General features: G+C 71.2%; 20 protein-coding genes and 1 pseudogene. 10 read left to right on the plus strand and 11 right to left on the minus strand.

Going from position 1 to position 20,580, the window contains the following annotated elements:
- Positions 1 to 83: 83 nt before the first annotated feature.
- Positions 84 to 359, plus strand: a complete 276-nt coding sequence (locus tag QMK34_RS41255) for a CGNR zinc finger domain-containing protein (protein WP_326420283.1) — start codon at positions 84 to 86, stop codon at positions 357 to 359.
- Here QMK34_RS41255 and QMK34_RS41260 read toward each other — a convergent pair.
- A complete protein-coding gene (locus tag QMK34_RS41260; RefSeq protein WP_326420265.1) occupies positions 256 to 1,080 on the minus strand; it encodes a metallophosphoesterase family protein in 825 nt (274 codons plus the stop codon). The genes QMK34_RS41255 and QMK34_RS41260 overlap by 104 nt on opposite strands.
- Positions 1,001 to 1,444 (minus strand): hypothetical protein, encoded by a 444-nt coding sequence (locus QMK34_RS41265; RefSeq protein ID WP_326420266.1) that lies wholly within the window; start codon positions 1,442 to 1,444, stop codon positions 1,001 to 1,003. Before QMK34_RS41265 ends, QMK34_RS41260 begins: the two co-directional genes overlap by 80 nt.
- A 182-nt stretch (positions 1,445 to 1,626) precedes the next feature.
- Between QMK34_RS41265 and QMK34_RS41270 the strand changes: the two genes are divergently transcribed.
- Positions 1,627 to 2,115, plus strand: coding sequence for a MarR family winged helix-turn-helix transcriptional regulator (locus tag QMK34_RS41270; RefSeq protein WP_326420267.1), 489 nt, complete (start codon positions 1,627 to 1,629; stop codon positions 2,113 to 2,115).
- A gap of 173 nt (positions 2,116 to 2,288) precedes the next feature.
- Positions 2,289 to 3,905, plus strand: coding sequence for an ABC-F family ATP-binding cassette domain-containing protein (locus QMK34_RS41275; protein WP_326420268.1), 1,617 nt, complete (start codon positions 2,289 to 2,291; stop codon positions 3,903 to 3,905).
- Positions 3,906 to 4,180: 275 nt separating this feature from the next.
- Here QMK34_RS41275 and mshC read toward each other — a convergent pair whose 3' ends face one another.
- The 6 genes and pseudogenes from mshC to QMK34_RS41305 form a co-directional block, all read right to left on the minus strand.
- On the minus strand, positions 4,181 to 5,419 hold the full coding sequence (gene mshC / locus QMK34_RS41280; RefSeq protein ID WP_326420269.1) for a cysteine--1-D-myo-inosityl 2-amino-2-deoxy-alpha-D-glucopyranoside ligase: 1,239 nt from the start codon (positions 5,417 to 5,419) through the stop codon (positions 4,181 to 4,183).
- Between the two features lie 152 nt (positions 5,420 to 5,571).
- Positions 5,572 to 6,339, minus strand: a complete 768-nt coding sequence (locus tag QMK34_RS41285; protein WP_326420270.1) for a MerR family transcriptional regulator — start codon at positions 6,337 to 6,339, stop codon at positions 5,572 to 5,574.
- 106 nt (positions 6,340 to 6,445) lie between these two features.
- Positions 6,446 to 6,640, minus strand: coding sequence for a hypothetical protein (locus tag QMK34_RS41290; protein ID WP_326420284.1), 195 nt, complete (start codon positions 6,638 to 6,640; stop codon positions 6,446 to 6,448).
- Between the two features lie 55 nt (positions 6,641 to 6,695).
- A pseudogene (locus tag QMK34_RS41295) lies at positions 6,696 to 6,986 on the minus strand (SDR family NAD(P)-dependent oxidoreductase); the annotation flags it as partial.
- 47 nt (positions 6,987 to 7,033) lie between these two features.
- The gene (locus tag QMK34_RS41300) at positions 7,034 to 8,989 is read right to left on the minus strand and encodes a vWA domain-containing protein (RefSeq protein WP_326420271.1); all 1,956 of its coding nucleotides are present in this window, start codon (positions 8,987 to 8,989) and stop codon (positions 7,034 to 7,036) included.
- Entirely contained in the window at positions 8,986 to 10,383 is a 1,398-nt protein-coding gene (locus QMK34_RS41305) for a sigma 54-interacting transcriptional regulator (RefSeq protein ID WP_326420272.1), read from the minus strand. Before QMK34_RS41305 ends, QMK34_RS41300 begins: the two co-directional genes overlap by 4 nt.
- Before the next feature lie 100 nt (positions 10,384 to 10,483).
- Between QMK34_RS41305 and QMK34_RS41310 the strand changes: the two genes are divergently transcribed.
- Positions 10,484 to 11,281 (plus strand): hypothetical protein, encoded by a 798-nt coding sequence (locus QMK34_RS41310; RefSeq protein WP_326420273.1) that lies wholly within the window; start codon positions 10,484 to 10,486, stop codon positions 11,279 to 11,281.
- Between the two features lie 23 nt (positions 11,282 to 11,304).
- On the opposite strand, the gene QMK34_RS41315 is transcribed toward QMK34_RS41310, so the two are convergent.
- Positions 11,305 to 12,348, minus strand: a complete 1,044-nt coding sequence (locus tag QMK34_RS41315) for a ferrochelatase (protein WP_326420274.1) — start codon at positions 12,346 to 12,348, stop codon at positions 11,305 to 11,307.
- An 85-nt stretch (positions 12,349 to 12,433) separates the two neighbouring features.
- On the opposite strand from QMK34_RS41315, the gene QMK34_RS41320 reads away from it, so the two are divergent.
- Entirely contained in the window at positions 12,434 to 13,015 is a 582-nt protein-coding gene (locus QMK34_RS41320) for a TetR/AcrR family transcriptional regulator (protein WP_326420275.1), read from the plus strand.
- A 73-nt stretch (positions 13,016 to 13,088) separates the two neighbouring features.
- Positions 13,089 to 14,342, plus strand: a complete 1,254-nt coding sequence (locus QMK34_RS41325) for a Cmx/CmrA family chloramphenicol efflux MFS transporter (protein ID WP_326420276.1) — start codon at positions 13,089 to 13,091, stop codon at positions 14,340 to 14,342.
- A 104-nt stretch (positions 14,343 to 14,446) separates the two neighbouring features.
- Here the strand turns inward: QMK34_RS41325 and fabI are convergent, their stop codons facing one another.
- Both fabI and QMK34_RS41335 read right to left on the minus strand, forming a co-directional pair.
- Complete coding sequence (gene fabI / locus QMK34_RS41330; RefSeq protein ID WP_326420277.1) at positions 14,447 to 15,214, minus strand: enoyl-ACP reductase FabI; 768 nt, start codon at positions 15,212 to 15,214, stop codon at positions 14,447 to 14,449.
- A gap of 41 nt (positions 15,215 to 15,255) precedes the next feature.
- Entirely contained in the window at positions 15,256 to 15,960 is a 705-nt protein-coding gene (locus QMK34_RS41335; protein ID WP_326420278.1) for a beta-ketoacyl-ACP reductase, read from the minus strand.
- Positions 15,961 to 16,148: 188 nt separating this feature from the next.
- On the opposite strand from QMK34_RS41335, the gene QMK34_RS41340 reads away from it, so the two are divergent.
- The 4 genes from QMK34_RS41340 to QMK34_RS41355 are packed head-to-tail and all read left to right on the plus strand — an operon-like array spanning position 16,149 to position 20,507.
- Positions 16,149 to 17,480 (plus strand): MFS transporter, encoded by a 1,332-nt coding sequence (locus QMK34_RS41340; protein ID WP_326420279.1) that lies wholly within the window; start codon positions 16,149 to 16,151, stop codon positions 17,478 to 17,480.
- A 10-nt stretch (positions 17,481 to 17,490) separates the two neighbouring features.
- Complete coding sequence (locus QMK34_RS41345) at positions 17,491 to 18,162, plus strand: response regulator transcription factor (RefSeq protein ID WP_326420280.1); 672 nt, start codon at positions 17,491 to 17,493, stop codon at positions 18,160 to 18,162.
- A gap of 3 nt (positions 18,163 to 18,165) precedes the next feature.
- Positions 18,166 to 19,569, plus strand: a complete 1,404-nt coding sequence (locus tag QMK34_RS41350) for a sensor histidine kinase (protein ID WP_326420281.1) — start codon at positions 18,166 to 18,168, stop codon at positions 19,567 to 19,569.
- Complete coding sequence (locus QMK34_RS41355; protein ID WP_326420282.1) at positions 19,566 to 20,507, plus strand: TAXI family TRAP transporter solute-binding subunit; 942 nt, start codon at positions 19,566 to 19,568, stop codon at positions 20,505 to 20,507. Before QMK34_RS41350 ends, QMK34_RS41355 begins: the two co-directional genes overlap by 4 nt.
- Positions 20,508 to 20,580: the final 73 nt, after the last annotated feature.

A 20,580-nucleotide genomic window follows, 5' to 3' on the forward strand; every position in this document is an offset into this window, starting at 1 on the left:
CGGCGAAGGAGCGCCTGTTCCGCGACCCGCCACCGACGGCGTCAGCAGCGCTGAGCCGCATCGCGCACCAGGCGGCGGACCACCTGACGGGCACGGAGCGGCACAACCTCGCGGTCTGCCCCGAGCAGGACTGCCGGGGCGTGTTCACCAACCACGGCGCGCGCCGTCGCTGGTGCCCCGACCCGGCCTGCGCGAACAGGGGCCGGGTCCGCGCCCACCGCGAGCGTCAGAAAGCCGGCCCCACCGCGGCGAAACCTACAGAATCCGGCGCAGCGCCACCGGACCGCGCGCCCGCTTCCGCCACTCCCGGGGATAGCCCAGCGAAACCTCCTCGAAGCGGACCCCGTCGGCTTCGGTAGTCCGCGGGATGTGCAGATGCCCGTAGACCGCGACCTCCGCGCGGAACCGCAGGTGCCAGTCCTCGGTCTCGGTCGTCCCGCACCACAGCGCGAACTCGGGCCAGTAGAGCGGCGCCGTCGGATGGCGGTGCAGCGGCCAGTGCGACATCAGCACGGTCCCGTGGTCCGCCGGGACGGCCGAGAGCCGCTCCACACTGGTCTTCACCCGATCGGCGCACCAGGCCTGGCGGCTCGGGTACGGATCGGGGTGCAGGAAGTACTCGTCGGTGCAGACGACCCCGGCCTCCTTGGCTTGGTCGAGCGCGACCTCAAGGGTCGCCCCCGCCGCGGCCGGCGTCCGCCAGCTGTAGTCGTAGAGCAGGAACAGCGGGGCGATGGTGAGCGGGCGATCCCCGTGCTCCCACACCGGGAACTCGTCCTCTGGGGTGAGGACGTCGATCTCACGGCAGCGGTCGACCAGGTGCTCATACCGGGCGAGCCCGCGAAGCTGGCACGGATCGTTCGCCGTCGTCCAGAGCTCGTGGTTGCCCGGCACCCAGACGACCTTGGCGAACCGCTCCCGCAGCACGCGCAGGGTGTCGATCACCGCGTCGACCCGCTCGGCGACGTCACCGGCGACGAGCAGCCAATCCTCGGGCGAGTCAGGGACGACGGAGTCGACGATCGGGGCATTGCCCTCGTGAGTCATGTGGAGATCGCTGGTGGCGAAGAGATGCGGCACTCCCCCACCGTAAGGCAATCCGGGCTCTCGCTGTCGCCGATCGCCGAGGCTGTACCAGTCCGGTCAGCACGACGAGCCCGGCGAGCACGTGCGCACCGGCCTGGACGTCGAGGAGCACGGCGTGGCCGAGGACACGGTCGAGCGCCCCTGCCAGCAGCGCGCCGAGCGCGGTGAAGGCCGCCGTCGCCGCGAACGCGGTGCTCAGCACCCGCCCGGCACGCACGGGTGCGACGGCGGTCTGGACGACCGACAGCAGCCCCAGCGCGCCCCAGCCGAGCAGCTTCTCGGGCGCGACCCTGCGAGCCGTCGTCGCCACCGCGAAGCCCTCGACGAGGCCGCCGAGCACGTAGACCACGAACAGCACCAGGAACACCCTGGGCGAGCGAACTGAACGCCGACGCGCGGCCGGTGGTCCTCAGCCGCCGGTCGCACGTGTGGGAAGGGTCGGGCGCTCGTAGCCCTGTCAAGGACCCTGACTACCCTGATCCCGGAAGTAGCTGCACGAAGCAGCTACCGCGCCACACAACTACTGCCCGAGGATCACCCTTGCCCGACCTGCGAGAACTGGCCACCGCGACCGCGCTGGAGATCCCCCAGTTCATCAGCGCCACCGCGCTCTTCCAGGCGGCCGTGGCCGATCAGCTCGGTGTCACCGCCACCGAGCTGCACTGCCTCCACCTGGTCAGCAGCGGCACCGCGACCTCCCCGACCGAGCTGGCGCGCGTGCTCGGCATGACCACCGGCGCGCTCACCCGCATGCTCGACCGGATGGAACGAGAGCGGCTCGTCGAGCGGGTCCCCGACCCTTCGGATCGGCGGCGGCTCTCGATCCGCCCGCTGGGCGACCGGCTTGAAGAGCTCGCCGAGCTGTACGCGCCGATGGCACGCTTCCTCAGCGAAGGTCTCTCCCGCCTGGACCGCCGCCAGCTCACCGCGATGCTCGGCTTCCTCAACGAAAGCCGCGTGCACGCCGAGGAAGAGGCCGCACGCCTTCGCGAGGACGGCGCCGCGCACGCCACCCGACGGGTGACGTGACCTCCGCGATAACCAGTTGCTATCCCTACAGTTGTTGCATTAGTCTTCGGTTCATCATGGACAACTGATCCCGCCCCCTCCTCAGCCCGAGGCAGCCTCCCGGTCGAGCACGGCTCCCGGACGGCCTTCACGCCCGGCGGGGAACCCTTCTGTCCAGGGCCCGGTGATGCGGCATGTCTCCCTCTCTTTCCTTGCAGGCCAAGGACCTCGTTCACGCCTACGGCACCCGCACGGTGCTCGACGGCGTCTCACTGATCGCGTCGGCAGGCCGGCGGCTCGGCCTCGTCGGCGAGAACGGCGTCGGGAAATCCACGCTGCTCCGGCTGCTGGCCGGGGTCGAGTCACCGCAGTCCGGCGAGGTCCGGCGCGGCGACGACGTCGGCTTCCTTCTCCAGGAGCTGCCCTTTCCCGGCAGCGCCAGGTTTTCCGACGTCGTCGACGGCGCGCTCGCCGAGATCCGGGCGGCGAAGGCGCGGCTCGACGAACTCACCGCGCTCGTCACCGACCGGCCCGGTGACGCGGGCGTGCTCGACGAGTACGGCCGGGTGCTCGACTGGGCCCAGTCACACGATCTGTGGGACGCCGACCGGCGGGCCGAGCTGGTGTGCGACGGCCTGGGGCTCGGCGGGATCGACCCGGCGCGCCCGCTCGGCACCCTGTCGGGCGGGCAGCGCTCGAGGCTCGGCCTCGCCGCGCTGCTCATCAGGCGGCCGGAAACCCTGCTGCTCGACGAGCCGACCAACCACCTCGACGACCCGGCCATGGAGTTCCTCGAGCGACACCTGGCGACCTGGACCGGGGTCATGGTGCTGTCCTCGCACGACCGCGTCTTCCTCGACGCGGTGTGCACCGACATCGTCGACCTCGATCCGGCGCTCGGCGGGCCTGCCCGCTACGGCGGCACGTATTCGGACTACCTCGTGCAAAAGCGCGCCGAACGCGCGCGCTGGGCACAGCGTCACGCCGAAGAACAGGACGAACTCAAGGAGCTGCGGGAATCGGTGGACGTCACCGCCCGCGGCGTCGCGCACAACCGGGCGGCGCGCGACAAGGACAAAATGCTCTACGGCTTCAAGACGGGGAGGGTGCAGAAACAGGTGTCCCGCCGGGTCCGCAACGCCCAGCTGCGGCTCGACGAGCTGGACCGGGACCAGGTGCGCAAGCCCCCGGCGCCGCTGCGGTTCCGGGGTGAGCTGACCGGCCGGACCGGCTCGGACAAGATCGCGCTCTCCGTGCGTGACCTCGAATTGGCCGGACGGCTCAGCCTGGCGACCCTGGACATCACGACCTCGTCGCGACTCCTGATCACCGGCGGCAACGGGGCGGGGAAATCCACCCTGCTCGAGGTCCTCTCCGGCAGGCTGACGCCGTCCTCCGGAACTGTCCACAGTGGACGCGGGGTGCGGATCGGCCTGCTCGAACAGGACGTGACGTTCCCGGATCCGGCCAAGAGCGCCCAGCGCGTCTACCGGGAGACGCTCGGCGAGCAGGCACCGGCGCTCAGCGTTCTGGGGCTGCTCGCGCCCAAGGATCTCGGCACCCCTGTCGGGGCGCTGTCGGTCGGCCAGCGGCGGCGGCTCGCGCTCGCCGTGCTGCTCGCGGAACCACCCCAGGTCCTGTTGCTCGACGAACCGACCAACCACATCTCGCTGTCGCTGGCGGAAGAGCTGTTCGCCGCGCTCGGCACGGCACCGGGCGCGGTGGTGATCGCCTCGCACGACCGCTGGCTGCGCCGTGGCTGGCAGGGACAAACCCTCGAACTCGAAGCCGGAAAAGAGGTTCGCCCATGACTGCGACCGTGACACTCGACCATGTTTCGAAGGCGTTCCCGGGACGCACACTCCTGCGACCTACCGGGGCGCGGTCGTCGTGGTCTCGCACGACCGGCTGTTCCGCCGCCGTTTCACCGGCGACACCCTCGCCCTCGTCCCCGCCGACCTGCCCAAGGCACCTAACCCACCCGCGCGCCCCCGCCAAGCCGTATAGGTCGTTATACAGCTTGAGTGGTCCCTGAAGGCCACCATGACGGCGTTTAACGCCGTCATGGTGGCCTTCAGGGACAGTTCTAGAGCGCGATGCCGAGCAGGCTGTCGACGGCCAGCTTGATCAAGCCGGGTGCGCCGGTGTCGGTGCCGTCGCGGCGCAGGGCCTCGGTGACCCAGGCGTCGAGGGCCGCGATCGCCTTCGGGGTGTCGAGGTCGTCGGCGAGGTGCTCGCGCAGCCGGTCGACAGTGTCCTCGGCCGCGGGGCCCGCCGACAGCGACACGGCCTCGCGCCAGCGTTCCAGCCGCGTGTTCGCGTCGGCCAGCAGGGCATCGGTCCAGGCCCGGTCGGTGCGATAGTGACCGGCGAACAGCGCGAGCCGGATGGCGCCGGGGTCGACGCCGTCGGCGCGCAGCCGCGACACGAAGACCAGGTTGCCGCGCGACTTGGACATCTTCTCGCCGTCGAGCCCGATCATCCCGGCGTGCGTGTAGTGCCGCGCGAACGGCCGGTCCCCCGCCAGCGCCTCGGCGTGCGCCGCGCTGTACTCGTGGTGCGGGAACGCGAGGTCCGAGCCGCCGCCCTGCAGGTCGAAGCCGAGCCCGAGCCGGTTGACCGCGATCGCGCTGCACTCGATGTGCCAGCCGGGCCTGCCCTCCCCGACCTCGGACTCCCAGGAGGGCTCACCCGGCCGGGCGAGGCGCCACAGCAGCGCGTCCAGCGGGTGCCGCTTGCCTGCCCGGTCCGGGTCGCCGCCGCGCTCGGCGAACAGCTTGTTCATGGTCTCGAGGTCGTAGTTCGACTCGTACCCGAAATGCCCGCTCGCGCGGTGGTCGAAGTAGACGTCGGGGTACTCCGGGTCGTCGGCCCGGTAGGCACTGCCGTCGGCGAGAAGCTTCGCGATGACCTCGACGATCTCGGGGATGCTCTCGACCGCGCCGACGAACTGCCGCGGCGGCACCACCCGCAACGCCGTCATGTCCTCGCGGAACAGCGCCGTCTCCCGCATGCCGAGCACGATCCAGTCACCCTTGTCGCGCTGGGCGCGCTCGAGCAGCGGCTCGTCGATGTCCGTGACGTTCTGCACGTAATGGACCTCGTGCCCGGCGTCCTGCCACAGCCGGTTGACCAGGTCGAACGCGAGATACGTCGCGGCGTGGCCGAGATGGGTGGCGTCGTAGGGCGTGATGCCGCAGACGTACATCCGGGCGGTGGCACCCGGCGCCGTCGGGCGGATCTGCCCGGTCGAGGTGTCGTGGAGCCGCAGCGGGCGGGGGGTGCCGGGAACCCGGGGCACGTCGACCGATGACCAAGTCTGCATACCCTCGACTCTAGGCGGCGCTCCGGCGCGCATTCCCGCCCGGTGGGAAACCGGTCCTGACCAGCGATCCCGCGCCATGAACGGACTGTTTATGGCGAAAAACGCCATAAACAGTCCGTTCATCTCACGCCGGGTTCCGTCTCACCCCCAGGTCAGGCGGAACCGGCGCGCGCCGCGTTGGCGGCCGCGGCGTCCCGGATGAAGGCGCCGATCCCCGGCCGCTGCTCGTCCTCGCGCACCAGGAACCCCAGCTGCACCGGCTCGGTCACGTAGAGCTCGGCGACGTTGCGCTGCATCGGGTAGCCGCACTCCCCCATGAACCGGCCGAGCATCGCGCGGTGCTCTTCGGCGAGGTCCATCGCCTCGGCAGTGCCGGGCGCGGCCCCGGCGTCCACCAGGGCGACCAGTCGTCGCACCCAGTCCTTCCGGATGGCTTCCGAGTCGATCCAGTCCTGCTTCGACAGCGGCGGTACGTCCGCCTGCCACTCCTTCGTGTGTCCCCACCGCTGTGCGGCTTCCTCCGCGTAGCCCTCGGGCTCGCGGAAGTCACCGAACACCTCGAACTTCTCCTCAGGCGTCAACGCGTTGCCCATTTCCTTCGCCTCCATCGTGTGTTCGACGGAAGCCACCATCCGCTGGAGCCTGGCGATGCGTTCGAGCAGCAGCTCACGCTGGTTCTTGAGCTGCGCCATCGCGTCGGCGCCAGGGTCGTCCATGAAGGTGGCGATCGTCTCGAGGGGGAAACCGAGCTCCCGATAGAACAAGATCCGCTGCAGCCGGTCGAGATCGCCGTCGTCGTAACGGCGGTAGCCCGCGTGAGTCCGACCGCTCGGCCGCAGCAGGCCGATCTCGTCATAGTGGTGCAGCGTGCGCACAGTGACCCCGGCCACTGCCGAGACCTTGCCCACCGGGTACTCCATCGTTCCCCTCGTTTCCCTTGGGCCGTTCGGCCCTTGCGCTGACGACGATGCCGCCTCACGCGACGTGAGGGTCAAGTCCGGAAACGAGCTTAAGTGGAGACGAGGATCACTCGCGATCCGTGGCAGTATAGGTCGTTATACAGTTCCCTGGTGCGGCGATGTCGTCCGGGTCGAACGCCGTGCCCGGCGCGACCGCGCCCGCGACCGTCACCGACGCGAGGTGGACCCCGGCCGGGCCGTACTGCTTGTCCAGCAGGGCCACCAGCGTGCGGAGCCCGGCTTTGCCGAGCGAAAGGCTCACGTACTCCGGCAGCGGCGGTGGTGAGCGCACCGACGACGTTCACCGACCAGGCGTCCAGCTGCGCGCGCACAGACAGTTCGCCCGGTTTGTCCAGCTGGATGAGCGCCACGTTATAGACCACGACGTCCGGCGTGCCGAACTCCGCGGCCGCCTTGTCGAGCGCCGTCCGGAGCGCGAGTTCGTCGGTGCTGTCGGCGGTCAGGGCGAGGACGGGGGCGCCGCGGACTGCCGCCGCCGGGGACTGCGTTCTCGCGATGAGAGTGACGGGCAGGTCCTCTCGCGCGAACCGGCGGGCGACGGCGAGGCCGATTCCGGGCCCCGCCCCGACGACCACGGCTCCTGGCATCGCTGACTTCTTCACCTGTTCGATGACTGGTGAAGGCAAGCCCCGGATCAGCGGCGGACGCGCAGGTAGTCCTCCACCACCGCGGCGCCGAGGCCGTCGAGATCCGGCGCGACCACCCGGCCGCCGGAGCGCCGCGCGAGGAGGTTGACGAAGTCCGTCAGTCGCGGGTCGTCCCCGAGCCGGAACACCGTCACCGAGGCGCCGAGCTTCGCCAGCTTGTCCACTTCGGACACCGTCTTGTAGAGGGTCAGCGGTTCGGGCGGGTAGGAGAACTCCGCCGAGCCGTCGGGCTCCAGATGCGCGGTCGGCTCACCGTCGGTCACCATCAGCACCACCGGCTGCGCGTCGGGATGCCGGCGCAGGTGCCGTCCGGCGAGCAGCAGCGCGTGGTGCGCGTTGGTGCCCTGCTCCCAGGCACCCTCCAGCCCGACGAGCTCGGCCAGCTCGACCGCGGTCGCGTACCGGCCGAACGTGATGAGCTGCAACGCGTCGTTGCGGAACCGGGTGGTGATCAGCTGGTGCAAGGCGAGCGCGGTGCGTTTCATCGGCAGCCAGCGGTCCTCCTGGACCATCGACCAGGACGTGTCCACCAGCAGCGCGACAGCCGCCCGCGAGCGGTGTTCGGTCTCGATCACCTCGACGTCCTCGACATCGAGCCGGACCTTGCGCTCCCCGGTGGACACCGACCGCAGCACGGCATTGCGCACCGTCCGGGACACGTCCCACGGCTGCGTGTCGCCGAACCGCCATGACCTGCTCGACCCCGTCGGCTCGCCCGCGGCCCCCGCCGACTCGGTCTCCCGTTCGCCGCCCTTGCCCCGCAGCGCGTTGACCACATCGGCCAGCGCTGTCTCGCCGAGACGGCGCAAAGCCTTGGGCGACAAGCGAAGCGACCCGTCGGGTGCCCGCTCGAACAGGCCCTGCCTGCGCAGCTCCCGTTCCAGTTCGGACAGTCGCCGCGCGTCCACCCCGGCATCAGGGCCGAGCTGCCGCTTGAGCGCGTCCATGTCGATGTCTTCGAGCCGCGCGCCGGGATAGGACTGCCCGAGCTGCTCGGCCAGCGCGTCCAGCTCCGCCAGGTCGGACATCGCCTGCGCGCCCTCGCCGAGACCCAGCGGATCCTTGCCGCGGAACCGTTCCGACGAGGTCCAGTCCTCACCGGGGCGCAGCGACTGCAGCTGCGCGTCCAAAGTGGACAGTTGCTGGGCGAGCCGAGGATCGCCGAACGCCTGCTGGGAAAGCTCGGCCAGCTGGGCGCGCTGCTCGGCGCTCATGGAGTTGAGCATCCGCTGTGCGGCGGCGGCCCTGGCGGCGAGGACGTCGATCAGCTCGTCGACCGTGCGCGGGTTCTCCGGGAAGAACTCGCCGTGCCGGCTCATGAACTCGTCGAACCGCTCGGCGATGTCGTCGACGCCCTGCGCGTGCGCGGCCAGCAGGGCGTTGAGGTCGGCGAGCATCTGGTTGATCCGCTCGACGTCCTCGGGCCCGGCGTTCTGCAACGCCTCCTTCATGCCCTTGAACCGCGCGTCGAGCAACTCCTGGCCCAGCAGCTCGCGGATGCGTTCGTAGCTCTCCCGCGCCTCGCTGGACCGCCAGTCGTACTCACCCAGCTCCCGCACCGCCGCGGCCGTACCGGGTGGCAGCGCGTCGAGCTGGGCTTCCCGGAAACGCGCGTCGTCGTCGGGGTCCGGGAACAACGCCCGGCGCTCGGCTTCGAGAGCCTGCTCCAGCAGCCGCTGGACCTCCTGCAGCGTGCCGTCGAGGTTGTGCCGCCGCTGGATCTCCGACCGGCGCTGCCAGAGCCGCCGGGTCATCTCGTCGAGGCCCGACGTCCGCTCGGTGCCCCGGCGAAGCAGCTCCTCCAGCGCGGCGCGCGGCGACGCGCCCGCCATGACGTCCCGGCCGATCTCGGCGAGCGCGTCGCGCAGGTCGGCAGGCGGCGCGAGCGGGTCCGGCCCGTCGTGCCACGGGCCGTAGGAGTACCCCTCGGGGAGCGCGCTCATTGGCCGTAGACGGTCGTCGTGTCGTCGGAGTCCTTGGCCAGCTGCCTGGACAGGAACAGCGACTCCAGCGCCAATTCGACCGCGGCCGCGATACGACCGGCCGGTTCGTCGGCTCCGACGCCCGCCCGCTGCGCGACCTCGTGGAGCACGGGCAGCTCCGGCAGCGCGGCCAGGACGTCCTTGCCGGGCACGCGCTCGCCGGTGGCGACCAGATGCCCGTCGGCGACAGCGGCCGCGAGCGGACGCAGGTCGAGACCGGCGAACCGCTCGCGCGCGGTCTCCGCGACAGCCCGGCGCAGCAGGTGCACGAGGTGCTCGGTCTCCCGGCCTTCCTCGCCCGGCTCGAACTCGATCTTGCCGCGCAGCACGGCTGGCACCGCGTCCAGGTCGACCGGGCGGGCGACCGCCGGGTCTTCACCGGTGAGGGCCGAGCGGCGCAGCGCGGCGGCCGCGACGGTCTCCGCCGCCGCGATCGCGAACCGGGCCGAAACACCCGAACGCTGGTCGACCACCGCCGACTCGCGCAGGTTGCGGACGAACCTCGCCAGCACCTCCAGCAGCGGCTCGCCCACCTCGGCCACGAGATGCGCCTCCTGCTTGACGACGGCCACCTCGGCGGCGACGTCGAGCGGGTAGTGCGTGCGGATCTCGGCGCCGAAGCGGTCCTTCAGCGGGGTGATGATGCGGCCGCGGTTGGTGTAGTCCTCGGGGTTCGCCGTCGACACCAGGAGCACGTCCAGCGGCAGGCGCAGGGTGTACCCGCGGACCTGGATGTCGCGCTCCTCCATCACGTTGAGCAGGGCGACCTGGATGCGCTCGGCGAGGTCGGGCAGCTCGTTGATGGCGACGATGCCGCGGTGCGCGCGGGGAACCAGGCCGAAGTGGATGGTCTCGGGATCGCCGAGACTGCGGCCCTCGGCGACCTTCACCGGGTCGACGTCGCCGATCAGGTCACCGACCGAGGTGTCGGGGGTGGCCAGTTTCTCGGTGTAGCGGAGGCTTCGGTGCAGCCAGCCGACGGGCAGCTCGTCGCCCAGCTCGGCGGCGCGGCGCAGGGACGCGGGGGTGATCGGTTCGAGGGGGTGCTCGGCGAGCTCGGAGCCCTCGATCACCGGGGTCCATTCGTCGAGCAGGCCGGCGAGCGAGCGCAGCAGACGGGTCTTGCCCTGGCCGCGTTCGCCGAGCAGCACCACATCGTGCCCGGCCAGCAGGGCGCGCTCGAGCTGAGGCAGCACCGTGCGCGAAAACCCGACGATGCCGGGCCAGGGGTCCTCACCGGCACGCAGGGCGGCGAGCAGGTTGTCGTGGATCTCTTGTTTGATCGTGCGCGGGGCGTACCCGGCCGCGCGGAGTTCCCCGGCTGTCCGGGGCAGAGCTGCTGGAGCTGCGTTCACTCCTACGACGCTACTGACCGTTCGGCCGTCCGTCGACGTGGAGCAGCTCCAGCGTGGGCGTCGACCACGCTGTTCGTGAAGCCCGGTAAAATAGCTCGTCGTGTGCTGTCCCAGTGCGACCTTCGCCGTCTGGTCCTCAGCGTGGCTCCACGGGGCCGCCGCGTCAGACGATGTGCTCGACGCCCTCCTGTCCTGGGGAGAGGCGCATGACGTGGTCGCCGCCGATCCCGCCGCGGCGGACGCGTTCGAGCTGCCCTTGGCGTTCAACCGCGCCGCGACCCCGGTGCAGCTGCTCGTCGCCCTGCGCGCGCAGAGCGCGACGAACCTGCAGCTGGTGCTCCCGGTGCCCGGCGACGTCCGCGGGCTCGGCGGTGGCGGGCCGTTCACCGAATCGGCCCTGCGCAGCGGCGAGGCCGCGGTGCTGCCCGAACTCGGCTTCGGCGTGGTCCCCCAGGCGATCGCGGAGGGCCTGATGCGGTGGACGGTGTTCTCGCTGACGAACCGGACCCAGCCCGAGTATCGCGGGCTGGCCGAAGCCGAGCACGGCCTCACCGACGCCATCCGCGCCAGCGCGGGCGCGCTGCAGACTCTCGACGTCGCCAGCGACCGCAGGGGCGTCCGCGCCGAGCTCTCCGCCCGGCTGCGCTCAGCGCCGGACGTCCAGTGGCCCGCCGGGACCCCGGGACGTTCACTGCGCGTGTTGCAGCGCGCGGAGGAGATCACCGCCATCCTGGCCATCGCGCAGACCGACGACCCCGGCGGCGCCCTGTCAGCCTCGGCGACGGTCCGCCGTGCCGAGGCCCTGCGACCGCTGTCCGACGCCGTGCGCGACGCGCGCTGCGCGGCGGTCAACGAGGCCGTGCGGGTTTTCGCCGACCAGGCGGACCGGACGCCGTAGCCCGACTCCGTTCATGGCGCTTGTCAGCGGGTGGGGCGCTTCGCGGGCTCGCAGCAGCCGATGGCGCAAGGCGCACCGTTGAGCGTGCAGCCCGCGGACGGGAACGGCGACAGCTTCCGCGCCGGTACGTCCTCCAGGTGCTCGCGGATCAGCTCGACGACGAGCTCCGCGAAACGCGGGTCGGTGTCCGGGGTCGCCGCGCGGGCGAAGCCCATCCCGAGCTCACCGGCGCGTTCGGCCGCCTCGTTGTCCAGATCCCAGATCACCTCCAGGTGATCCGAGACGAACCCCACCGGGCACACGACGACCGAAGTGACCCCGTCGGCGTGCAGCGCGCCGATGTGGTCGACGATGTCCGGCTCGAGCCACGGCACCTGCGGCGGGCCGGACCGGGACTGCCAGACGACGTCGTAGGTCTCGATACCCGCTTCGGCCGCCACCAGCCGGGCGGCTTCGGCGATCTGGCGGGAGTAGCGGTGGCCGCCCTCCTCGGGCGGGCCGGCGGCGCGGTCGGCGCTCGAAGGCACGGAGTGGGCGCAGAACACCGTCCGGGTGCCGGGGAGGTCGCCGAGCTTCGCGTGTGCGGCGCGGACGGCGTCGGCGATCGCGCCGACGAACAACGGGTGGTCGAAGAACTGGCGCAGCTTCACCAGGTCGGGGGCGTTCGCACCGACGGCCGCGCGGGCGCGCTCGATGTCCTCGTCGTACTGGCGGCAGGCCGAGTACCCGGCGTATGCGCTGGTCGGGAACACCAGCGCGCGCTGGACGCCGTTCGCGGTCATCTCGGCGAGGGTGTCCTCGACCATGGGCGCCCAGTTGCGGTTGCCGAAGTGCACCGGCAGCTCGATCCCGGCCGTGGCGAGCTGCTTCTCCACCGCCGCGATAGCGTCGCGGTTGAGCCCGTTGATGGGCGAGACGCCACCGAAGTGCTGGTAGTGCCCGGAAACCTCCAGGAGCCGCTCGCGCGGTACCCCCCGGCCCCTGGTGACGTTCTCCAGGAACGGCATCACCTCGTCGGGACCCTCGGGACCGCCGAACGAAAGCCATAACAACGCGTCGTAACCCACCCGTCCATCTTGCCGTTGTGGCCGGGCGCACGCAGCACCGGGCAGGTTCTGTACCGGTCTATCCAAAATCTGGTACGGTGACGATATGGCCAGGCCGAAGGAGTTCGACGAACAGCAAGCCGTCGACGCCGCGATGAACGCCTTCTGGGACAGGGGCTACGAAGGCACCTCAACCCAGGACTTGTGCGCGGCCACAGGATTGGGCCGCAGCAGCATCTACAACACGTTCAGCAGTAAGCACGAGTTGTTCCAGCGCTCACTTGAGCACTACAGCGTAACCGGCGTGCACACGAGGAACGCCCTGCTCGACACCGCGGAGGACGGGCTCGACCGGATCCGCGCGCTGCTCGAAGGCACCGTCGCCGAGGAGCTCAAGAGCGGGCATCGGGGCTGCCTGATGGTCAACACGGCCGCCGAGTTCGGCGACCGTGACGCCGCGGTGAACGCCCGGGTCAGGGCGGACACCGAAAGTCATCTCGCCATGCTGGCCGGGACGATCCGGACGGGCCAGGCCGACGGGACCATCACCACCGGCCGGGCCGCGGCGGAGCTGGCCCAGTTCGTGCACGCCTCCATCGGCGGACTGCGGCTGATGTCGCGGGGCGGCGCGGGCGAACCCGAGATGCTCGCCGTCGCTGAAATCGCACTGGGCGCCCTCGCCGCCTGACCGGTCCTGAACCCGGCCTGGCACGTTGGCGCGCTCATTTTGTACTGATCAATCCATAATGAAGGGACTTCTCGTGCCACTCGCGGTCCTCGTCCTCGGGCTCAGTGTCTTCGCGCTCGGCACCTCCGAGTTCATGATCACCGGCTTGGTGCCCGGCATGGCGGCCGATCTCGGTGTCAGCGTCCCCGCCACCGGCCTGCTGATCTCCGCCTTCGCGATCGGCATGGTCGTCGGCGCGCCCGTGCTCGCCGCCGCGACGCTGAAACTCCCCCGGCGCACCACGCTCGTCGCCCTGCTCGGCGTCTTCGCGCTGGCTCACGTCGTGGGCGCGCTCGCCCCGGGTTACGGCCTGCTGTTCGTCACCCGGGTGGTCAGCGCGCTGGCCTGCGCCGGGTTCTGGGCGGTCGCCGCCGCGACCGCGATCTCCATGGTGCCGCGCGCACGCCGGGGCCGGGCGCTGGCCGTGCTGGTCGGCGGTCTCACGGTCGCCAACATCGCCGGCGTCCCGGCGGGGACCTTCCTGGGACAGCACGCCGGCTGGCGATCCGCGTTCTGGGCCGTCGCCGCGCTCTCGCTCGTGGCACTGGTGGCCGTACTCACGCTCGTCCCGGCCACTCGCGCCGACGGCGACGCGCCGAGCCTGCACACCGAACTGCGGCTGTACCGGCGCGGCCGGGTGTGGCTGGCGCTGGGCGTCATCGCGCTCTCGCAGGCGATGACCTTCGCCACGTTCAGCTATCTCGCCCCGCTGCTGGTCGAGGTCAACGGACTGCCGTCCGGTGCCATGCCGCTCGTGCTGGCGCTGTTCGGCGTCGGCGCGCTGGCCGGGATCACGCTGGGCGGCAAACTCGCTGACACCAGGCCCTTCGCCGTGTTGTACGGCGGCATGGGACTGGCCCTCGCGGCGCTCGTAGCACTGGCGCTCGCCGGGCCCCGCACACCGGTCGCCATCGCCGCGGTGATCGCGATCGGCGCGGGCGGTTTCGCCATCAACCCCGCGCTGAACGTCCGCGCGTTCACCGTCGCCGGGGACGACGCGCCGACATTGGTCGGCGCCAGCACCACCTCGGCGTTCAACGTCGGCAACACCGTCGGCCCGTGGTTCGGCGGACTCGCCATCGGCGGCGGGTTCGGCTACCCCAGCGTGGCTTGGGTCAGCATCGCGCTCGGCGTCGCCGCGCTCGCCGTCCTGACCTTCGCGGCCGGAGTCCAGCGGTCCGACGACGCCCGGCGCGGTACAGAAGACCCCATCAAGGAGAAGAGGAACCATGACCGAGCAGACCCGCACCGTGGTGACCGAGTTCCAGACCCGGCTGGCCGCCGGTGACGTCGACGGCGCCGCCGCGTTGTTCGCCGACGTCCGTCCCTGAAAGCCACCATCACGGCGTAAAACGCCGTGATGGTGGCCTTCAGGGGCAGTCGGAAGAACCGTCAGATGCCGAGGGCGTGCACGCCGCCGTCGACCATGATCATCGAGCCGGTGGTGGCGGGCAGCCAGTCCGACAGCGCGACGCAGACGGTCTTCGCGGTCGGGTCCGGGTCGGAGCTGTCCCAGCCGAGCGGCGCGCGGTCGTTCCAGCCGTCCTCGAGATCGCTGAAGCCGGGGATCGACTTCGCCGCCATGGTCTTCATCGGACCCGCGCTGACCAGGTTGACCCGGATGCCCTGCGGCCCGAGCTCCTTCGCGAGGTAGCGGTTGACCGACTCCAGCGCGGCCTTCGCGACACCCATCCAGTTGTAGGCGGGCCACGCGACACGCGCGTCGAAGTCCATGCCCACGATCGACGAACCGCGGCTCAGCAGCGGCAAGGTCGCGACGGCGAGCGACTTGAACGAGAACGCCGAGACGTCGACCGCGATTTTCACGTCTTCACTCGGCGCGTCCAGGAACGGCGCGCCGAGGCAGGTCTGCGGAGCGAAGCCGATCGAGTGCAGAACGCCGTCCAGGCCGTCGACGTGCTCACGGACGCGGTCGGCGAGCGAGTCCAGCTGTTCCTGGTCGGTGATGTCGAGCTCGATCACCGGGGCGGGCTCGGGCAGCCGCTTGGCGATGCGCTCGACCAGCGACATCCGGCCGAAACCGGTGAGCACGACCTTGGCGCCCTCCTGCTGGGCGATCTTGGCCGCGTGGAACGCGAGCGAGGCGTCGGTGATGACACCGGTGATCAGCAGGCGCTTGCCTTCGAGCAGTCCGGGCACGAAAGTCCTCCAGTCGGAGTGGGTCTACGGGATGATCTTGGTCAGTGGCCCATGCCGAGGCCGCCGTCGACGGGCAGCACCGCGCCGTTGACGTACCCGGCCTCTTCCGAGGCGAGGAAACGGACGGCGGCGGCGATCTCCTCCGGCTGGGCGTACCGGCCGGTGGGCACCTGGGCGAGGATCTCCTTGGCGCGGTCCTCGCCGAGCGCGGCGGTCATGTCGGTCGCCACGAACCCGGGGGCCACGATGTTCGAGGTGATGTTGCGGGAGCCGAGCTCCCTGGCCAGCGACCGGGCGAACCCGACGAGGCCCGCCTTGCTGGCCGCGTAGTTGACCTGGCCGGCGGAGCCGGTGAGCCCGACCACCGACGAGATGAAGATGAACCGGCCCCATTTGCCGCGCAGCATGCCGCGCGAGGCGCGCTTGGCCACCCGGTAGGCGCCGGTGAGGTTGGCGTCGACGACGCGGCTGAACTGCTCCTCGCTCATGCGCATGAGCAGGGTGTCGTCGGTCATGCCCGCGTTGGACACGAGCACCTCGACCGGCCCCTGATGCTCCTCGACGAGCTTGAACGCGGCGTCGATCTGCTCGGTGTCGGTCACGTCGGCCGTGACGCCGAACAGGCCCTCGGGCGCGCCGGACCCGCGGTGCGTGACCGCGACCTTGTGCCCCTGCGCGGCGAGGTCTCGAGCGATGGCCAGCCCGATTCCTCGGTTGCCACCAGTGACCAGAACCGACCGTCCCACCGAGTACTCCTCGCGTCGACATTTCGCTGACGCGCTGAGGTTATCGGCTCACCCGTGGAGCCGCGCGGCCGCAGTGCCCCTACCTCCCGGTAACGGCAATCGTCCTAAGCGACTGTTAGGAACTGCCGCCGGTGCTTGCCGCGAGGTCGCCGATTGTTCACCGTGAGCCAGAACACAGGAGGTCAACGATGACAACCCGGCTGAGCGACACCTCGCCCGTCAGCGAGAAACGCGTTATCGGAAACGTGCTCCGCGGCTCGATCGGCAATCTGATCGAATGGTACGACTGGTACGCGTACGCGGCCTTTACGACTTATTTCGCCAAATCTTTCTTTCCCACCAAGGACACCACGGCCGCATTCCTTGGCACGGCCGCCGTGTTCGCCGTGGGCTTCCTCATGCGCCCGCTCGGCGGCTGGATGCTCGGCCGCTTCGCGGACCGGTTCGGCAGGCGCAACGCGCTCGTGCTGTCGGTCACGCTGATGGCCTTCGGCTCGCTGATGATCGCCGTCACGCCGAACTACAACACCATCGGCATCGCGGCGCCGATCCTGCTGCTGGTGGCCAGGCTGATCCAGGGCCTGTCCGTCGGCGGCGAGTACTCCACCTCGGCGACCTACCTGTCGGAGGTGGCGACGCCGGGCAAGCGCGGGTTCTACTCGAGCTTCCAGTACGTGACCCTCTACGGCGGCCAGCTGCTGGCTCTCGGCCTCCAGCTGATCCTGCAGAGCCTGCTCACCGAAGCGCAGCTGACCTCCTGGGGCTGGCGCATCGCCTTCGTCGTCGGCGCGGTCGCGGCGGTGATCGTGATGTTCCTGCGTCGCGGCATGGACGAGTCCGAAAGCTTCAAGCAGGCGAGCGCCGAAAGCGGCGGCACCGGCAGGAACGCGGGCGAGCAGGGCACCCTGCGCGCGCTGGCCAAGTACCCGAAGGAGATCGCGCTCGTCGTCGGGCTGACCCTCGGCGGCACGGTCGCCTTCTACACCTTCGCCACCTACAGCCAGAAGTTCCTCGAGAACACCGCGGGCATCCCGCGCCGGACGGTCACCCTGATCCTGTTCAGCGCGATCCTGGTCGCGGCCATCCTGCAGCCGTTCGCGGGCAAGCTGTCCGATCGCATCGGCCGCCGCCCGCTGCTGATGTTCTTCGGCATCGCGGGCACGCTGCTCACCGTCCCGCTGATGACCCTGATGGGCTCGACCAAACAGCCGGTGGTCGCGTTCCTGCTGGTACTGGCCGGGCTCGTGATCGTCGCCGGGTACACCTCGATCAACGCGATCGTGAAGGCAGAGCTGTTCCCGACCAAGATCCGGGCCATCGGCGTCGGGCTGCCCTACGCGCTGACCGTGGCGATCTTCGGCGGCACCGCGGAACTGATCGCCCAGTGGCTGAAGAGCAAGGGCATCGAAGAGGTGTTCTTCTACTACGTCGCGGGCTGTGTCCTGGTTTCGCTCATCGTGTACGGCACAATGCGGGAGACCTCGAAGAGCTCCGAGCTGGAAAAGAGCCGAGGGGAATGAGCCGGAAGGGATGACCGTGCGCGTGCTGCTCGTCGAGGACGACGCCGGGGTCGCCGGCGCGCTCGCCGAGGCGCTGCAGGCGCGCGGTCATTCCGTCGCCCACGTGGGCCGGGGCGCCGACGCGCTCCACCGGCACCGCGACGCCGACGTCCTGCTGCTCGACCTGGGACTGCCCGATATGGACGGCCTGGAGGTGCTGCGGAAGGTCCGGCACGTCTCCGCGATCCCGGTGCTCGTGCTCACCGCCCGCGGCGACGAGCGGTCGGTGGTGCGCGGGCTGCGCCTGGGCGCCGACGACTACCTCACCAAGCCGGTCCGGCTGGCCGAGCTGGTGGCCAGGATGGACGCCGTCGTCCGCCGGGCGGGGGCTCGGGGCGGGGACGAACCCGGCGAGGTCGTGCGGATCGAGGACGTCGAGATCGACCTCGGCGGCCGCCGGGTGCTGGCAGGCGGGACCGACATCGGGCTGACGACCAAGGAGTTCGAGGTGCTCGCCGTGCTGGCCGCCCGGCCCGGCACGGCGGTCAGCCGCCAGCAGGTGATGGACGAAGTCTGGGGCGACGCGTACCTCGCCGTGTCCCGCTCGCTCGACGTCCACCTCACGCAGCTGCGGGCGAAACTGAACCGCCCCGGGCTGCTGACCACGATCCGGGGTTTCGGCTACCGGCTGGGCCGGGACTGACCGGTGCGCGCCCGGCTGCTGGTGGTCCTCGTCGCGATGGCGCTCTCGGTGGTCGCCGCGTTCGCCGTCCCGCTGCTCACAGCCACCGCGGAGCAGCGCACCCAGCAGCTGGTGATCACCCGGTCGGCCGACGTCGACCGCTTCGTCGTGCTCGCCCAGCAGGCCGTCGACGCCCATGACCCGGCCGCGCTCGCCGCCGACGCGAGCCGCTACGCCGAGCTCTACGGCGAGGGTGTCGTCATCGTCGACGCCCAGCGGACGCCCCTGGTGCAGGCGGGCGGCCTGAACGCGGGTGCGCCGGAGGTCCACGCGCTGATCGAGGCGACCATGCGCAACGAGCCAGCACCCGCCCCGGCCAGGCTCGGCCCGGGGTCGGCCGAGCCGGTCCTGTTCGCCAGGCCGGTCGGCACCGGCACGCGGGTGGCCGGGGTGGTCGTCCTGCGCGCTTCGGTCACCGCGGCCGCGGCCGACGTCGCCGCCCGGTGGAGCGCGATCGGCGCGGGCGCGCTGCTCGCCGCCGCCCTGTTCGTCCTGCTCGCGGTGCTGCTGGCCCGCTGGACGGTCCGGCCGCTGCACGAGCTGGAGACCGGGGTGCTCGCGGTGACCGCGGGGCACCGCGCCGAGGTGCCCGACCGGGCGGGGCCCCGGGAACTCCGCTCGCTCGCCACCTCGTTCAACCGGATGTCCGAAGCGGTGGTCGAGGCCGCCGAGCAGCAGCGAAGACTCGTCGCGGAAGCCTCCCACCAGCTGCGGAACCCGATGGCCGCGCTGCGCCTGCGGGTCGACTCCCTCGCCGCGCAGGTCGACGGGTCCGGCCAGCGGGCCTACCACGCCACGGTCGCCGAGGTGGAACGGCTCGAATCGCTGCTCGACGGGCTGCTCGCACTGGCCCTCGCGGAAAGCGCGGCCACCCGCCTGGCGGCGGGCGAGCCCGGCGACGAACCCGGCGACCTGCCCACGGTGATAGCCGAACGGGTGGACGCGTGGCGGCCGTCGGCCGAAAACGCCGCGGCGACGCTGGTGCCCTCTGCCGGGCATCTCGAGCCGGTACCGGTGCGCTGCACGGAGGGCGAGCTGGCGCAGATCCTCGACGTCCTGCTGGACAACGCCGTGCACTACGCCGGGAAGGGCGCCACGATCACGGCCGGGTACGAGACCGACCCCGCGGCCGGGACGGCCACGCTCACCGTCGCCGACGACGGGCCGGGACTGTCCGAACAGGACCGGGCCCGCGCGACGGAGCGGTTCTGGCGGGCGGGCGGCGACGGGGCGCCGCGTGGCACCGGACTCGGCCTGGCGATCGCCCGCCAGCAGGCGCTGGCCAGGGGCGGACGGCTGGACCTGCGGCCGGTCAGCCCGCACGGGCTCGAGGTCAGGGTCGAACTGCCGCTGGAGGTCGTGCCGTGACCGTCGCCAGGCGCACCGCGCTGCTCGGCGGACTCGGCCTGCTGGCCGGTTGTTCGACGTCGGGCTATCAGGGCGACGAACGCGCGGTCACCGTCGCCGCGGGCGAGAACGGCGGCTTCTACCTGGCTTTCGCGGAGCTGCTCGCCGCGCAGCTGAACCGGGCCGAACCCCGGCTGCGCTGCACGCCGATGGCCACCGAGGGCAGCCTCGACAACGTCCGGCGGGTCCTCGGCGGCCAAGCGGACCTGGGACTCGCGCTCGCCGACGTCGCCCAGGCCGCGACCGGTGGGCTCCGCCCGTTCGGCTCACGACTGCCGCTGCTCGCCCTCGGCCGGGTGTACGAGAACTACCTGCAGCTCGTCGTTCGCGCGGACGGGCCCGTGCGCACCCTCGCGGAGCTCGCGGGCAGGCCGGTGTCGCTCGGGGCGAGCGGTTCGGGCGCCTCGGTGCTCGGCGAGCGGCTGCTCGGCCAGGCTGGCGTCCGGGCTGACGTTCGGAACCTCCCCCTGCTCGAGGCCGTCGCCGCGCTCGGCGCACGGAGCGTCGACGGGCTGCTGTGGTCGGGCGGGATCCCGACCCCGGCGCTGGCCGAGCTCAACGACCGCACGAGGATCTCGCTGATCCCCCTCGACCCGGTGCTCCCGGCCCTGCGGCGGGTCTACGGGCCGGTGTACGAGCAGGTCCTGGTCCCGGCCGGGGCCTACCGGGGTGTCGGCGCGCTCGCCACGATCGGCGTCGCCAACCTGCTGGTGTGCTCGCCGTCGCTGCCCGACGAGGTCGCCGCCGCGGCGGTCCGCGTACTGGTCAACCACGCCGCCGACCTGGTCCCCGCGCAAGCCGTCGGCACCCAGTTCCTCGACGTGCGGACGCTGATCGGCACCAGCCCGGTGCCGTTGCATCCCGGCGCCGCCGCGTCCTACCGCGCGTTGCACGGCTGAGGGGCGGACAGCTCAGCCGCGAAGGTCCCTGAAGGCCACCATGACGGCGTTAAACGCCGTCATGGTGGCCTTC

It is taken from the genome of Amycolatopsis sp. H20-H5 (assembly GCF_035828755.1).
GTDB lineage: Bacteria > Actinomycetota > Actinomycetes > Mycobacteriales > Pseudonocardiaceae > Amycolatopsis.

Coding starts and splice junctions, on each gene's coding strand:
- QMK34_RS41275 (WP_326420268.1), top strand. CDS start 2,289: ATGTCTCCCTCTCTTTCCTTGCAGGCCAAGGACCTCGTTCACGCCTAC.
- mshC (WP_326420269.1), bottom strand. CDS start 5,419: ATGCAGACTTGGTCATCGGTCGACGTGCCCCGGGTTCCCGGCACCCCC.
- QMK34_RS41285 (WP_326420270.1), bottom strand. CDS start 6,339: ATGGAGTACCCGGTGGGCAAGGTCTCGGCAGTGGCCGGGGTCACTGTG.
- QMK34_RS41300 (WP_326420271.1), bottom strand. CDS start 8,989: ATGAGCGCGCTCCCCGAGGGGTACTCCTACGGCCCGTGGCACGACGGG.
- QMK34_RS41320 (WP_326420275.1), top strand. CDS start 12,434: ATGGCCAGGCCGAAGGAGTTCGACGAACAGCAAGCCGTCGACGCCGCG.
- QMK34_RS41340 (WP_326420279.1), top strand. CDS start 16,149: ATGACAACCCGGCTGAGCGACACCTCGCCCGTCAGCGAGAAACGCGTT.
- QMK34_RS41345 (WP_326420280.1), top strand. CDS start 17,491: ATGACCGTGCGCGTGCTGCTCGTCGAGGACGACGCCGGGGTCGCCGGC.